The organism is Photobacterium sp. TY1-4 (assembly GCF_025398175.1).
Lineage (GTDB): Bacteria > Pseudomonadota > Gammaproteobacteria > Enterobacterales > Vibrionaceae > Photobacterium.
This window is the reverse complement of record NZ_CP099734.1, coordinates 3,160,090-3,173,502: the sequence shown is the minus strand read 5'-3', so window position 1 is coordinate 3,173,502 and position 13,413 is coordinate 3,160,090. Positions and strand designations below refer to the sequence as shown.

The window sequence follows — 13,413 nt, the reverse complement described above, 5'->3', positions numbered from 1 at the left end:
TTATACGGTCTCCATATGGGATTTTTGTTTAATTTGCTCAATCTGATCGGCACGGTGAATACTGTTGATCACGTGCAATAGCGCCTGGCCGGAGGCTTCGACAATGTCGGTCGCCAGGCCGGTGCCGTGGTATTTGCGGCCTTTATAGTTGGCGATGATATCGGCCTGACCCAGACCGTCTTCGCCTTCGCCTTTGGCGGTCAGGTCGAATTTATCCAGCACGATGTCATAGCCGGTCAACCGGTAGATGCACTGGTACAGGGCGTCTACCGGGCCGTTGCCGACTGCGGCTTCGCATTTTTCTTCTTCACCACATTGCAGCTTGATGCTGGTGGTGGCCATCACGCTGCCGGACTGCACGCTCAGGTAGTTCAGTTTGTAGTAATCGTCCTCGTCGCGCAGGTTGGCGAAATACATCAGCGCTTCCAGGTCGTAGTCGAACACCTGGCCCTTACGGTCGGCCAGCTTCAGGAAGTCGGCGTACAGGGTATCCAAGTCGTACTCGTTCTCGCTGTAGCCCATGGTGTCCATATGGCTCTTCACTGCGGCGCGGCCGGAGCGCGAGGTCAGGTTCAGCGCCTGGTTTTTCAGGCCGATCGATTCCGGGGTCATGATCTCGTAGGTGTTCTTGTTCTTCAGCATGCCGTCCTGATGAATGCCGGAGGAGTGGCTGAAGGCATTGGCACCGACGATCGCCTTGTTGGCTTGGATTGGCATGTTGCACAACTGGCTGACCAGCTTGCTGGTGCGCGAGATTTCCTCATACTTCAATCCGGTGTGGACGCCCAGCAGCTCGGCGCGGGTTTTGATGATCATCGCGATCTCTTCCAGCGCACAGTTCCCGGCCCGCTCGCCGATGCCATTGATGGTGCCTTCAACCTGACGGGCTCCGGCCTGGATCGCGGCCATGGAGTTGGCCACCGACATGCCCAAATCGTCGTGGCAGTGGACGGAAATCACGGCTTTATCAATGTTCGGTACCCGGTTGAACAGCTGGGTGATGATGCCGCCGAACTCGCTCGGTAGGGTATAGCCGACGGTGTCCGGGATGTTGACCGTGGTCGCCCCGGCGTTGATCGCGGCTTCGACCATCCGGCATAGGTTGTCAATCGGGGTACGTCCGGCATCTTCACAGGAGAATTCGACATCATCGGTGTACTGGCGGGCACGTTTGACCGCGGCGACGCCCATCTCGATCACGTCGTCATAGCTGCGGCGCAGTTTGTCCTGAACATGGATGGTCGAGGTCGAGATAAAGGTGTGGATACGGAAGGCTTCGGCAACTTTCAGGGATTCGGCAGCGACATCAATGTCTTTGGCCACCGCGCGGGACAAGGCACAGACCCGGCTGTTTTTGATGTGCCGGGCGATGGTCTGGACCGATTCAAAGTCACCCGGCGAGGAGACAGGGAAACCGGCCTCAATCACATCGACGCCCAGTCGCTCCAATGCATAGGCGATTTGCAGTTTTTCTTTGACCGTTAAGCTGGCGGACAGCGCTTGCTCGCCGTCGCGTAAGGTGGTGTCGAAAATTATGACCTGATCATTCATGGCTGCTTCCTTTTGTTGCCTGCCTGGTGTGTTTGCATCCGCTGCGCCGGCTTTTGATATAAAAAACCCGCGCTATTGCGCGGGCTTCTTGAATTCTTCGTGGTGTTTTCCACCCATCAGCTACCCGCGCGATTGTTCACGATAAGGAGGAGGCTAATGAGGAGGGAAAAACGTGTTTGCATGTTTTCAATAATATCCACAAAGTTGATTAACAAATGAATACCAAATAGACAGGTTCACCGTCAACCATAAATTGAATAAATATTTAGCAGATATAATTAATGTGCTGATAAATAGGGCTTTTGTGAAGAGGGGCTGGGTTTCCCCCATGGCGGCTCCCTGTTGCCCGGCCTGTGGCGTTCGATTTTTGCGAAAAATTCATCATTGCGGCCTTGGTGTTGAATTAAAGGGGGGCGACGCCGGGAGGGAGTTCACGTATGTTATTCATCATGTGATTAATTTACGGAGTGTGCAGATGACAGGAAAAGCAGGTCGCCCGGTGGGGGGATCCGATGCCAGGGCGCGGCTGATCGAGGCCGCCCGACAACTGTTTGTGGCCTTGCCTTACGCCAAGGTCTCGACTCGGATGGTCGCCAACCGGGCGGAAGTGAATGTCGCTTTGATCCGGTATTATTTCGGCAACAAGGGCGGCTTGTTTGAAGCCATGCTGCGGGAGTCGATCGCGCCGATCCAGACCCAACTCAATCAAATGATCAAAGCCGGGAATATCCATTGTATTGGGGAACTGATGCGCACCTACTATCGGATTATGATCCCGAATCCGGATCTGCCGAAGCTGATTGTGCGTGCGATGATGCTGGCGCCCGGAGATGTTCAGCGCCAGGCCATCGAGGCCATCTTTCGCGACATCGCGCCGCTGGCCCAGTCATTGATGCTGGATCAGGTGCAGGACCAGGGATTGCTGCGGGCCGACGTGGAGCCGGAGATGGCCAAGATGACGATGATCAGCATGATGGTGTTTCCGTTTCTGGCGCCACCGTCTTTGCTGGGACTTCATGGGATCACCATGGATGAGGATTGGCTCAATGATCTGGCGGATCACAATGTCAACGTGCTGATGCAGGGGGTGCTGGCCCCGTCGTTCGCGGAGGCCGCCGCCAAAAAATCCGCCTGATGTCTGCCCCGGCCGGGCACCGGAGAGGTCGGGCGGCATTTGTCATTGAGGCTCCTTGAAAACGTCACGGCCCTGTCACATCCCTTTTTTAGGCTGGCGATAATCTAGTCAGCGAAGGGTTTGAATATGACCGTTCTTGCACCGATACAGCGTTTTGATACCGCGTTTTCGAGTCTTTGTCTGTGCCACCGGTTTAACCGCCAGGTTGCGACCTTCAGTCGCGCGGTGTCACGTTCCGGGGATGGGCCGCTCTATGTGGCTTTTGGCCTGGTGGCCTGGCTGTGTGATAAGCAGCAGGGTGCCCAGGTGCTGACGCTCGGGTTGCTGGCCTTCCTGCTGGAGCTGCCGGTGTACCTGGTGCTGAAAAATATGTTCAAGCGGGAACGACCCCGTGAGCTGCCCAGTTTTATCCAACCGTCTGACAAGTACAGCTTGCCCTCCGGCCATACGGCTGCCGCCTTCATCATGGCTTCGCTCATTACAACCTTTTATCCCGCAGCCGCCTGGATCGTCTGGCCCTGGGCGATGATGGTCGGGCTGTCCCGGGTGCTGCTCGGGGTCCATTTTATTACCGATATTATTGCCGGTGCCGTACTCGGTCTGGTGTGTTTTGAGCTCGTGTTGGGGGCGCTATGAAAATACTGTACGGGATCCAGGGAACCGGCAATGGCCATATTTCGCGGGCGCGGGAAATGGCCCGGGCCTTTCGCCAGCTCGGCGTCGAGGTGGACTACCTGTTTTCCGGCCGCCCTGCGGCGCAATATTTCGATATGGCCTGCTTCGGGGATTTCCAGACCCGCCGCGGCCTGACCTTCGTGACGGAAAACGGTCAGCTGAACCAATGGAAAACCCTGACTCATAATCGGCCGGGAGCGTTTCTGCGCGATGTGCGCCAGCTGGATCTCCGCGATTATGATGTGGTGCTCAACGACTTCGAGCCGGTGTCGGCCTGGGCGGCGAAGCGACAGAAGGTGCACAGCATCGGGATCAGCCACCAGAATGCTTTTCTCCATCCAGTGCCGAAAAAAGCCGAGACGGCCGTGGATCGGTTGATCACCCGCTATTTTGCCCCGACGTCCCAGCAACTGGGACTGCACTGGCACCACTTCGGGCATTTGATCCTGCCGCCGATCGTCCCGCCGACCCAGGGGCTCATCCCCGACAGCGACGGCAGTATTTTGGTCTACCTGCCGTTTGAAGAGCTGGGCAAGGTCCTGGCCCTGCTGACCCGTTTCTCTCAAATCCATTTTTACTGTTATCACCCGGCGGTCAAGCAGGATCAGGAGCTGGAAAATATCAGTATCCGCGCGCTCAACCGGGACAGCTTCCATCACCGGTTGCACCGCTGTGCCGGGGTGATTGCCAATGGTGGCTTTGAACTCCCGTCCGAAGCGATTGGCCTGGGGAAAAAGTTGTTGCTCAAGCCGCTGCAGGGCCAGTACGAGCAGCAGAGCAACGTGGCAACGCTGGAGCAGATGGGCCTGGCGATGTCGATGGCTTATCTGGATCCGTCTGCGGTGCGCCAGTGGCTCGACAGCGAGGCGGTCGGGGCGGTGGTGCTGCCGGATGTGGCGCTGGCGATTGCCCGTTGGGTGCTGGCCGGGGAGTGGCATCAGTCTGATGAATTATGGCAACAGCTCTGGCAACTGGTGGAATTCCCGGAAATGGTGCGAGAAGCCATGGCAGAATTTGACCCGCCGGCGCAGGCGAACAGCCCGCTTTTTTCAATCAGCGGGAGTTATTAATCTGTGGCGAACCCGGTGGTGCGTTGCGTTTGTCGGGGTGATTTTCGGCGGGAAATCGTCCCGTTTTGCAGCGTTTCAGGTGGTTTAAGAAAGATTTAGAACATTTTAGAAGTTTATCAATTTATTGTTTTTGCTGGTTTTTGTTAGGTGTTTTTGTCTCTTTTTGAGCTGCCTTTACATTTGCTGACATTCGGCTATTGGTTTCGTCAATCTATTTGAATAATACTTGGCCGCACGCCGAGCATGAGTCTGTTGCTCGAGGGCTGGGGAGCAGCTCTTTCCATTTTAGCGGCGGCACAACGGATCTTGCCCCGGAAGGTATTCAAGTAGAGGCAAACAATGACGCGAAGAAGTTCTCCTATTCATCCGACGGATAGTTTTGGCACAGAGTCAACGCTACGGGGGGTGGATCTGAATTTGCTGACGGTATTTGATGCGGTGATGCAAGAGCAGAACATTACCCGTGCGGCGCAGAATCTGGGCATGTCCCAGCCTGCAGTCAGCAACGCGGTGGCTCGGTTGAAAGTGATGTTTAGCGATGAGCTGTTCATTCGTCATGGCCGCGGTATCCAGCCAACACTGCGGGCCAAGCAGATCTTCGGTCCGATCCGTCAGGCGCTGCAACTGGTCCGCAATGAGCTGCCGTCGTCTATTTTTGACCCGGAAACCTCCAACCGCGCGTTCAAGCTGGCGGTGTGCAGCCCGTCTGATATTCGGTTTGCCCCACGGATTTTAAGCCAGATCGCCGCGCAGGCACCGAATCTGCGAATTCACCTGGAAGCTGAGTTTGATGCTGAGCTGCCGCAGAAAATGCGCTATCAGGAAATTGATTTCGTGATCGATTACGTTCGCTTTGACGAGCCGGGCTTTAGCAGCACTGAGCTGTTCAGCGACGAGCTGGTGGTGATCGCGGCCAACAACCACCCGCGTCTGGATAACACCATCAGTGCGGCGGAATTTGCCGCGGAAAAACATGCCGTGCTCAAGCCCGTGCCGGGGGTGAAGTTGTTCGCCGATCGCATTTATACTCAGCCGACCCATTTCCATGAAGCCTACCAGGGCGCCAGTCTGAGCAATATGATGTACGTGGTCGGCCAGTCCGATTTGATTGCGGTAGTACCGCGCTGGTTGGCGGAATCGGCGCAGGAGGCGTTGCAGCTGAACATCTTGAGCCTGCCGTTTGAGCATGACCGGATCAGCGGTTACTTGAGCTGGCATGAATCGTCTGAAAAAGACAAAGGCCATATCTGGATGCGCGATCAACTGATGACGGTCTGCGGGGACACCACCGCCTGAACGGCCTGAACCTGCGACGTGACGGGCGCACATTGGCGCGCCCGTGATTGGGCCTGGCGCACCGGGGCCCCCTGCGACTCTGTGCGGCCCGCAACCCCCGCCCGATTTTCCCTTCGTTTCCCCCTATGACCTGGCGCTCAGCGGTAAAGGCGGCGCAACTTTTGTACCAATTGGACTGTTTTTCTGGACTGGACTGAGATCAGACCAGCATAACCGCGACATGCCGACGGTTATTGATTGCCTTTTCTGCTCTCGGCTGTAGACTGCGCATCTCTAATGAGCTTACAGGTGTAAGCTAAAGTAACAGAATGTAGTTATGGCTAAACTTGATTTTCATATCGTCAATCGAATTCGAGCCCAGATTGCCCGGTTGGGCGATCGGGTTGCATTGCGTCATCCGGTCGCCGGTCAGTGGCAGGAGATCAGCTGGCGCGAGTTTGGCGCGCAGATCCACCAGCTGGCACTGGCGCTGGCCGGGCAGGGACTGAAGGTTCAGGACAAGGTCGGGATCTTCTCCAACAACATGCCGCGCTGGACCATTGCGGATTTTGCCACCCTGTATAACCGTTGTGTCACGGTGCCGATTTACCCGACCAATACCCCGCAGCAAGCCGCTTATATCCTCAATGATGCCGATGTCCGGGTGTTGTTTGTCGGCGAGCAGGCGCAGCATGATGCCGCGCTGGCCCTGGCTGCCGACTGTCCGCAGCTCGAGCGCATTGTGGTGATGGACGACACTGTGGTACTGGCCGATCACCCGCTGGTTTGCCATTACCGTGACTTTATCGACACCTATGCCCCGCAAGCGGATGCGGCCGTGCTGGCCCAGCGCCTGGACGAAACCCGGATGGATGATCTGCTGACCCTGATCTATACCTCGGGCACCACGGGCACGCCGAAGGGCGTGATGCTGGATTATGCCAACATTGCCTCACAGATCGAAGGACACGACCAGAAGCTGGCGCTGGAAGAGGGCGATGTTTCGCTGTGCTTCCTGCCGCTCTCGCACGTGTTCGAGCGCGCCTGGACGTTTTACGTTCTCCATCGCGGCGGTGTGAACTGTTACCTGTCGGATACCAATCTGCTTAAAGACGCGCTGGCCGAGGTGAAGCCGAATGTGATGTCGGCGGTACCGCGGGTGTATGAGAAAATCTACTCGGCGGTGCATGACAAAGTGTCCCGGGCGCCGCTGCATCGCAAGGTGATGTTTACCTGGGCGGTCAATATGGGGGCGCGGATGGCGCTGGCGCGTCAGGAGTGTCGCCAGCCGTCCTGGCTGCTGCAACAAAGCTATGCCCTGGCCGACAAGCTGGTACTGAGCAAGTTGCGGGATCTGCTGGGCGGAAACATCAAGTTTATGCCGTGTGGCGGGGCCAAGTTGGATGAAAGCATCGGCCGTTTCTTCCATGCCATCGGGATCAACGTCAAGCTGGGGTACGGGATGACCGAAACCACGGCAACCGTGTCCTGCTGGGATGATCAGTGCTTTAACCCGGATTCGATCGGCATGCCGATGCCGGGCGCGGAAGTGAAGATCGGCGAGAATAACGAAATTCTGGTGCGCGGGCCGATGGTGATGCGCGGTTACTACAATATGCCGGAAGAAACCGCCAAAAACTTCACCGAAGACGGCTTCCTCAAAACCGGTGATGCCGGTCATTTCGACGAGCACGGCAACCTGTTGATCACCGACCGGATCAAAGAGCTGATGAAAACATCGGGCGGGAAATATATCGCGCCGCAGGTCATCGAAGGGGCGATTGGTAAAGATCATTTCATTGAGCAGATCGCAGTGATCGCCGATACCCGCAAGTTTGTTTCGGCCCTGATTGTCCCGTGTTTTGAGACGCTGGAAGCCCACGCCCGTGAGTTGAATATCAAGTACCAGGATCGCCTGGAGCTGATCAAGCATAATCAGATCATCGAGCTGATTGAGAAGCGGGTGGTGGAGCTGCAAAAAGATCTGGCCCGGTTCGAGCAGGTGAAGAAGTTCACCCTGCTGCCGAAGGCGTTCTCGATGGATCAGGGCGAGTTGACCCCGACCCAGAAGCTGCGCCGGAAGGTGATCCAGGATCGCTATCATCAGGAGATTGAGAAAATGTACGAAGAGAGCCATAAGCGCTCGCCACGTCCGCATTAAACCCTCGCTCCCCTCAAAAGCAGCCGGGCCCTTGCCCGGCTTTTTGGTGCGTGCCGCACCCGGGCTCTTGCCCCGCCCTGCAATCTCTCGCTTTTGCTTCCCTGCGCCGCTGTCTCACAGCGCGATTCTCTCAATATCGTTTCATTCCCAGTGTATGATCTTTGTTCAGTGCGAACCCTGCCGAAGGAATTGGTCGGAATTCATCATGTTGCAGAGGAATACTGTGAACTGGTGTAGACCGATAGACTTGATTGATAAAAAAACGTTACAGTTGTTTCGGGTTACCGGCGTTTGTTATGACTGACGCCGGCGAACATAGAGAGACGAAAATGATTTCAACTTAGGCTAAAAATAAGCCCTAACTATGTGATATCAGCCCGTATAGCTAATTGGAAAAATACGGTGGGGATGACTTTGCACGTCAGCCCGGTATTTTCTCCGGCCGCAACCTGCGGTGGTTCTACCGAACTGTGACGTGTCGGCCAGCCTTGCCCCTCCGGCTTGCCCGCGCTGAGCAGGAACGCCTTGGAAACGGACCGGAAGAATTAGCTATATGGGATGATATACGCGACCTGGAGGCAGAAAATATGGAAATGTTGTCCGGCGCCGAGATGATCGTGCGGTCCATGATCGATCAAGGCGTAAAACATATCTTCGGATACCCTGGCGGTTCAGTGCTGGATATTTACGACGCACTGCATGAGAAGAGTGATATTGAACACGTGCTTGTTCGCCATGAACAAGCGGCAGTCCACATGGCAGACGGCTACGCCCGGGCAACCGGCGATGTCGGGGTGGTCTTGGTGACTTCAGGGCCTGGGGCGACTAATGCGGTCACCGGGATTGCTACCGCGTACATGGACTCCATTCCGATGGTGGTGTTCTCCGGTCAGGTCATGAGTAACCTGATTGGGAATGATGCCTTCCAGGAGTGTGACATGGTGGGGATCTCCCGCCCGGTCGTGAAACACAGCTTCCTGGTACAGAATCCGGAAGACATTCCGGACATCGTCAAAAAAGCCTTCTATATCGCATCCAGCGGCCGTCCCGGCCCGGTGGTGATTGATATTCCGAAAGACATGCTCAACCCGGCTGAAACCTACCCGTACAAATATCCCGAGTCGATTGCGATGCGCTCGTACAACCCGACGACGCAAGGCCATAAAGGGCAGATCAAGCGCGGGCTGCGCGCCCTGCTGGCGGCCAAGAAGCCGGTGTTGTATGTCGGCGGCGGTGCGATTATGTCCGAGTGCGGCGAGCAGTTGCTGCAATTGGCCGAGCGGTTGAACCTGCCGGTGGTCAGTACCCTGATGGGGCTGGGCGCTTTCCCGGGCACCCATCACAATAGCCTGGGCATGCTGGGGATGCACGGTACCTACGAAGCCAATATGGCCATGCACAACTCGGATCTGATCTTCGGGGTCGGGGTACGCTTTGATGACCGGACCACCAATAACGTCGCCAAGTATTGTCCGGATGCCACGGTGATGCACATCGATATCGACCCGTCTTCGATTTCGAAAACGATCGCCGCGGATATTCCGATTGTCGGCTCGGCTGAAACCGTGTTGAGCAGCATGCTGAAGATGCTCGACGAGCAGGACGGCAGCAATGATGGCCAGGCCATCGACAGCTGGTGGAGCGAAATCGAATCCTGGCGTGCCCGCAAGTGCCTGAGCTATGCCACTGACAGCGAGCGGATCAAGCCGCAGCAGGTGATCGAAGTGCTGCACAAACTGACCCACGGGGATGCTTATGTGGCGTCGGATGTCGGTCAGCACCAGATGTTTGCCGCCCTGTATTATCCGTTTGATAAGCCGCGTCGCTGGATCAACTCCGGTGGCCTCGGCACCATGGGCTTCGGCCTGCCGGCAGCGATGGGGGTGAAGTTTGCCCTGCCGGATGCCGAGGTGGTGTGTGTCACTGGTGACGGCAGTATCCAGATGAATATCCAGGAACTGTCCACGGCGCTGCAATACGATATCCCGGTGAAGATCATCAACCTGAACAACCGGTTCCTGGGGATGGTGAAGCAGTGGCAGGACATGATTTATCAGGGCCGCCATTCCCATTCCTACATGGATTCGGTGCCGGACTTTGCCGCGATTGCCGAAGCTTACGGCCATGTCGGGGTGCGGATTTCCGATCCGGCCAAGCTGGAAAGTGAACTGGAAAAAGCGCTGGCGATGAAAGACAAGCTGGTGTTTATTGATATCAGTGTGGATGAGACTGAGCACGTGTACCCGATGTTGATCCGGGGGGGCTCGATGAGTGAAATGTGGTTAAGTAAAACGGAGAGAACCTAATGCGCAGAATTGTATCGGTCTTACTGGAAAACGAATCGGGCGCATTGTCACGGGTGGTTGGCCTGTTCTCTCAACGCGGCTATAACATTGAATCGCTGACAGTGGCGCCGACCGATGATCCAACGCTGTCGCGGTTGAATATCACCACCCATGTGGACGACGATGCTGCCCTGGAGCAGATCGAGAAGCAGTTGCATAAGCTGATCGATATTCTCAAGGTCAGCAATGTGACGGAAACCGATCATGTTGAGCGGGAGCTGATGCTGGTGAAAGTCAAAGCCAGCGGCTTTGCCCGGGCGGAAGTGAAACGCTCGGCGGATATCTTCCGCGGCCAGATTGTCGATGTGACCGCCCAGATCTATACCATTCAGCTGACCGGCACCAGTGACAAACTCGATGCCTTTATCGCCGCGGTGGCTGAGGCAACTGATATTATCGAAGTGGCCCGCAGCGGGGTGGTGGGGATTGCCCGCGGGGAGCGCGCGCTGAAAGCCTGATCGCAAGGCCCCCTGATTGATTGAACAGCCCGACTCAGGGAGATCTGAGTCGGGCTGTTTTGATCTCGAAATCCCGCCAGATCAGCGTCTGAATTTTGCACCGGAAAGCGCCGCCATATTCGACTAAAGTCTAATAGGTGTCGCGCGCGCTTGGCGTGCAGGAAAGGTGTGCAGTCATGGTGAATAAGTTTCTGGTCCGGCTGACAACGCTGGGGTTGTTCTTGTTGGGATTTCAGGTCAGTGCGTTGTACTTTCTGTTGGCAGTGCTGCTGCTCAACACCCACCATAAGGAAATATTCTGGTAAGTTCCCTGATGGTGGGCCCGTGAGCGGGGGGCTCAGAGGTAGGTTTTGATCATCTCCATGGCCCGCTGCGAGTGGTTGGTCAGCAGCTTCAGAGCGGTTGCTGTATCCCGGTTCAGCACCGCCTTCATCATCGCTTCGTGCTCGCCGTGATCATGGTAGCGCTCCTCAAAGCGTCGTGTGCGGCTGACCCAAATGTGGCGGTAACGCTCGATTTGCTCGTAGACCTCGCGATAGAGCGCCAGCATCACGCTGGACTGGCTGCCCTCTAACAGGGCGAGATGAAAGTCGCTGTGCCGCTGCTCCCACTCATTGAAATCAATATCCTGCGCCGCCGGGTTGAGGCGACTGAGCTTATGGAAGCTGGTCAGAATGTTCAGCTCCCAGGCTTCTCCGCCTTGGTCGATGGCTTGGGACAGCAGGGTTTGAGACAGCAACTGGCTGGCTTCGAACAGCTCTTCCAGCTCGGCGACTGAAACGGGGGCGACCCAGCAGCCTTTTTGTGGCGCAAAGATGACATACTTCTTCCACGACAGCTGGACCAGGGCTTCCCGGATCGGCGAGGCTCCGACGTCGTATCGTGCTTTCAATTCTGCCACGACAAGCTTTTGGCCGGGCGCAAGTTCGCCGAGCAAAATATCCTGCCGGATCATCTCCATGACTTTATTGGTTAACGTCGGGCTAGACACGTGTATCCTCATTGTTTTCGTTATGGTGCCCCGGGCATCTCATGCCTGGAGAGGGTACAGGGAGCAAAAAAGGCCGATAGTCTGGCACCGATATCGGGGAGGATATCAGCGATTTCCTATACCTTTGGGGAATTTTGCTACAGCTCGAGTATACAGAGGATAGATTGACAGGGCGATAGATAAAGCGGCGTTCTGTGAACGTTCGGGTACAGGTAGGAGCTGTTGCCGGGGGATAAAAAACGGGAGCCGACTGGCTCCCGTCATTATCGGTACAGCTTCACGTTTGAAATTACAGGACGTGAACAGACGCGGTGTTGGTGGTGCCTGAAGGAACCAGCGCGCCGGAGACCATCACAACGATATCGCCTTTGGTGCCCAGACCGGTTTCCAGGGCCAGCTCTTTACCGCGGGCGTAGAAGGCATCTGTGTTGTCGATTGATTCAACCACAACCGGTGTTACCCCTTTGGTCAGCGTCAGCTGAGCCGCGGTCTTCGGATTGGTAGTGACTGCCAGGATTTTTGCGGTCGGGAAGTACTTGCGTACAGAGCGGGCAGACTTACCGGCTTCAGTGGCCACAACAATCAGTGGTGCGTTCAGTTTTTCAGACGTATCAACCGCGCCTTTACAAACGGCTTCGGTGATGCGCAGGCGTGGGCTGTCCAGGCGAGAGCCCAGCTCAGCTTTCAGGGCGCCATCGGTACGGTCACAGATTTGTGCCATGATCGTCACGGCTTCGATTGGGTATTTCCCTTTCGCAGACTCACCAGACAGCATGACGGCATCAGTACCGTCCATGATGGCGTTGGCCACGTCACCGGCTTCGGCGCGGGTCGGACGTGGGTTCTTGATCATCGAGTCCAGCATCTGGGTTGCCGTGATGACAACTTTGCGGGCACGGTTACATTTCTCGATCATCATCTTCTGCGCGAAGATCACTTCTTCAACCGGGATTTCAACACCCAGATCACCACGGGCAACCATGATACCGTCAGACACTTCCAGGATTTCGTCGAAGTTATCCACGCCTTCCTGGTTCTCGATTTTCGAGATGATGTGAATGTTTTCGCCGCCATTGGCGTTCAGCAGTTCACGGATTTCTTTCACGTCATCGGCTTTACGGATGAAAGAAGCGGCCACGAAGTCAACGCCCTGCTCACAACCGAATTTCAGGTCGGCTTTGTCTTTTTCAGCCAGTGCTGGCAGCTTGACAGAAGCGCCCGGTAGGTTCACACCTTTGTTTTCGCCCAGGTCGCCGTTGTTCAGCACTTTACATTTCACTTCCGTGTCGGTGGTTTCCAGCACTTCCATTTCGATCAGGCCGTCATCAACCAGGATGGTGTTGCCTTTCGCCAGGTCTTGGGCAAAGCCTGGGTAGGTCACGGCAACGCGGTCTTGGTTACCGATCACTGTGGTGTCGGTGGTGAAGGTGAATTCCTGACCGGCTACCAGTGAGAAATCTTGACCGTTTTCCAGCTTGGTGGTGCGGATTTCCGGACCTTTGGTGTCCAGAAGAATGGCCAGTTGCTTACCGGTTTCCGCCATCACGTCACGCAGGTTTTGGATACGCTGGCCGTGCTCAGCGAAGTCGCCGTGCGAGAAGTTCAGACGCATTACGTTCATGCCGGCTTCTGCCAGCTTGGTCAGCATCTCTTTTGATTCTGTTTTCGGTCCAATCGTACATACGATCTTAGTCTTTTTCATTGAGGATTGTCTCCGGACAAACTTTTACCCAAGGGAAATTTGATTCACTG

11 protein-coding genes are annotated in these 13,413 nt (G+C 55.9%); 8 read left to right on the top strand and 3 right to left on the bottom strand.

Annotation, left to right across the window (positions count from 1 at the left end; genetic code table 11):
* On the bottom strand, window positions 1-1,551 hold the full coding sequence (gene leuA / locus NH461_RS14585; protein ID WP_261601040.1) for a 2-isopropylmalate synthase: 1,551 nt from the start codon (window positions 1,549-1,551) through the stop codon (window positions 1-3).
* A 475-nt stretch (window positions 1,552-2,026) separates the two neighbouring features.
* Here leuA and NH461_RS14580 point away from each other — a divergent pair, with 475 nt between their 5' ends.
* The 8 genes from NH461_RS14580 (at window position 2,027) to NH461_RS14545 (ending at window position 10,975) form a co-directional block, all read left to right on the top strand.
* Window positions 2,027-2,686 carry a TetR/AcrR family transcriptional regulator gene (locus NH461_RS14580; RefSeq protein WP_261601039.1) on the top strand — a complete coding sequence of 220 codons (660 nt, stop codon included), beginning with the start codon at window positions 2,027-2,029 and terminating at the stop codon, window positions 2,684-2,686.
* Between the two features lie 126 nt (window positions 2,687-2,812).
* The gene (locus tag NH461_RS14575) at window positions 2,813-3,322 is read left to right on the top strand and encodes a phosphatase PAP2 family protein (RefSeq protein ID WP_261601038.1); all 510 of its coding nucleotides are present in this window, start codon (window positions 2,813-2,815) and stop codon (window positions 3,320-3,322) included.
* Window positions 3,319-4,431, top strand: coding sequence for an MJ1255/VC2487 family glycosyltransferase (locus NH461_RS14570; RefSeq protein WP_261601037.1), 1,113 nt, complete (start codon window positions 3,319-3,321; stop codon window positions 4,429-4,431). Before NH461_RS14575 ends, NH461_RS14570 begins: the two co-directional genes overlap by 4 nt.
* 339 nt (window positions 4,432-4,770) lie before the next feature.
* Window positions 4,771-5,727 carry a transcriptional regulator LeuO gene (gene leuO, locus NH461_RS14565; protein WP_261601036.1) on the top strand — a complete coding sequence of 319 codons (957 nt, stop codon included), beginning with the start codon at window positions 4,771-4,773 and terminating at the stop codon, window positions 5,725-5,727.
* Between the two features lie 316 nt (window positions 5,728-6,043).
* Window positions 6,044-7,867, top strand: coding sequence for an AMP-dependent synthetase/ligase (locus NH461_RS14560; protein WP_261601035.1), 1,824 nt, complete (start codon window positions 6,044-6,046; stop codon window positions 7,865-7,867).
* A gap of 587 nt (window positions 7,868-8,454) precedes the next feature.
* A complete protein-coding gene (locus tag NH461_RS14555; RefSeq protein WP_261601034.1) occupies window positions 8,455-10,173 on the top strand; it encodes an acetolactate synthase 3 large subunit in 1,719 nt (572 codons plus the stop codon).
* Entirely contained in the window at window positions 10,173-10,670 is a 498-nt protein-coding gene (gene ilvN / locus NH461_RS14550; protein ID WP_261601033.1) for an acetolactate synthase small subunit, read from the top strand. The genes NH461_RS14555 and ilvN overlap by 1 nt, the downstream gene beginning before the upstream one ends.
* A gap of 176 nt (window positions 10,671-10,846) precedes the next feature.
* On the top strand, window positions 10,847-10,975 hold the full coding sequence (locus tag NH461_RS14545) for a hypothetical protein (RefSeq protein WP_255388636.1): 129 nt from the start codon (window positions 10,847-10,849) through the stop codon (window positions 10,973-10,975).
* Between the two features lie 32 nt (window positions 10,976-11,007).
* Here NH461_RS14545 and NH461_RS14540 read toward each other — a convergent pair whose 3' ends face one another.
* Window positions 11,008-11,631 (bottom strand): GntR family transcriptional regulator, encoded by a 624-nt coding sequence (locus tag NH461_RS14540; protein WP_261602922.1) that lies wholly within the window; start codon window positions 11,629-11,631, stop codon window positions 11,008-11,010.
* 319 nt (window positions 11,632-11,950) lie between these two features.
* A complete protein-coding gene (gene pykF / locus NH461_RS14535) occupies window positions 11,951-13,363 on the bottom strand; it encodes a pyruvate kinase PykF (protein ID WP_261601032.1) in 1,413 nt (470 codons plus the stop codon).
* Window positions 13,364-13,413 lie beyond the last annotated feature (50 nt).

Bases quoted from the DNA above. Each gene is read 5' to 3' on its own strand.
- leuA (WP_261601040.1), bottom strand. From the start codon at position 1,551: ATGAATGATCAGGTCATAATTTTCGACACCACCTTACGCGACGGCGAG.
- NH461_RS14580 (WP_261601039.1), top strand. From the start codon at position 2,027: ATGACAGGAAAAGCAGGTCGCCCGGTGGGGGGATCCGATGCCAGGGCG.
- NH461_RS14575 (WP_261601038.1), top strand. From the start codon at position 2,813: ATGACCGTTCTTGCACCGATACAGCGTTTTGATACCGCGTTTTCGAGT.
- NH461_RS14570 (WP_261601037.1), top strand. From the start codon at position 3,319: ATGAAAATACTGTACGGGATCCAGGGAACCGGCAATGGCCATATTTCG.
- leuO (WP_261601036.1), top strand. From the start codon at position 4,771: ATGACGCGAAGAAGTTCTCCTATTCATCCGACGGATAGTTTTGGCACA.
- NH461_RS14560 (WP_261601035.1), top strand. From the start codon at position 6,044: ATGGCTAAACTTGATTTTCATATCGTCAATCGAATTCGAGCCCAGATT.
- NH461_RS14555 (WP_261601034.1), top strand. From the start codon at position 8,455: ATGGAAATGTTGTCCGGCGCCGAGATGATCGTGCGGTCCATGATCGAT.
- ilvN (WP_261601033.1), top strand. From the start codon at position 10,173: ATGCGCAGAATTGTATCGGTCTTACTGGAAAACGAATCGGGCGCATTG.
- NH461_RS14545 (WP_255388636.1), top strand. From the start codon at position 10,847: ATGGTGAATAAGTTTCTGGTCCGGCTGACAACGCTGGGGTTGTTCTTG.
- NH461_RS14540 (WP_261602922.1), bottom strand. From the start codon at position 11,631: ATGGAGATGATCCGGCAGGATATTTTGCTCGGCGAACTTGCGCCCGGC.
- pykF (WP_261601032.1), bottom strand. From the start codon at position 13,363: ATGAAAAAGACTAAGATCGTATGTACGATTGGACCGAAAACAGAATCA.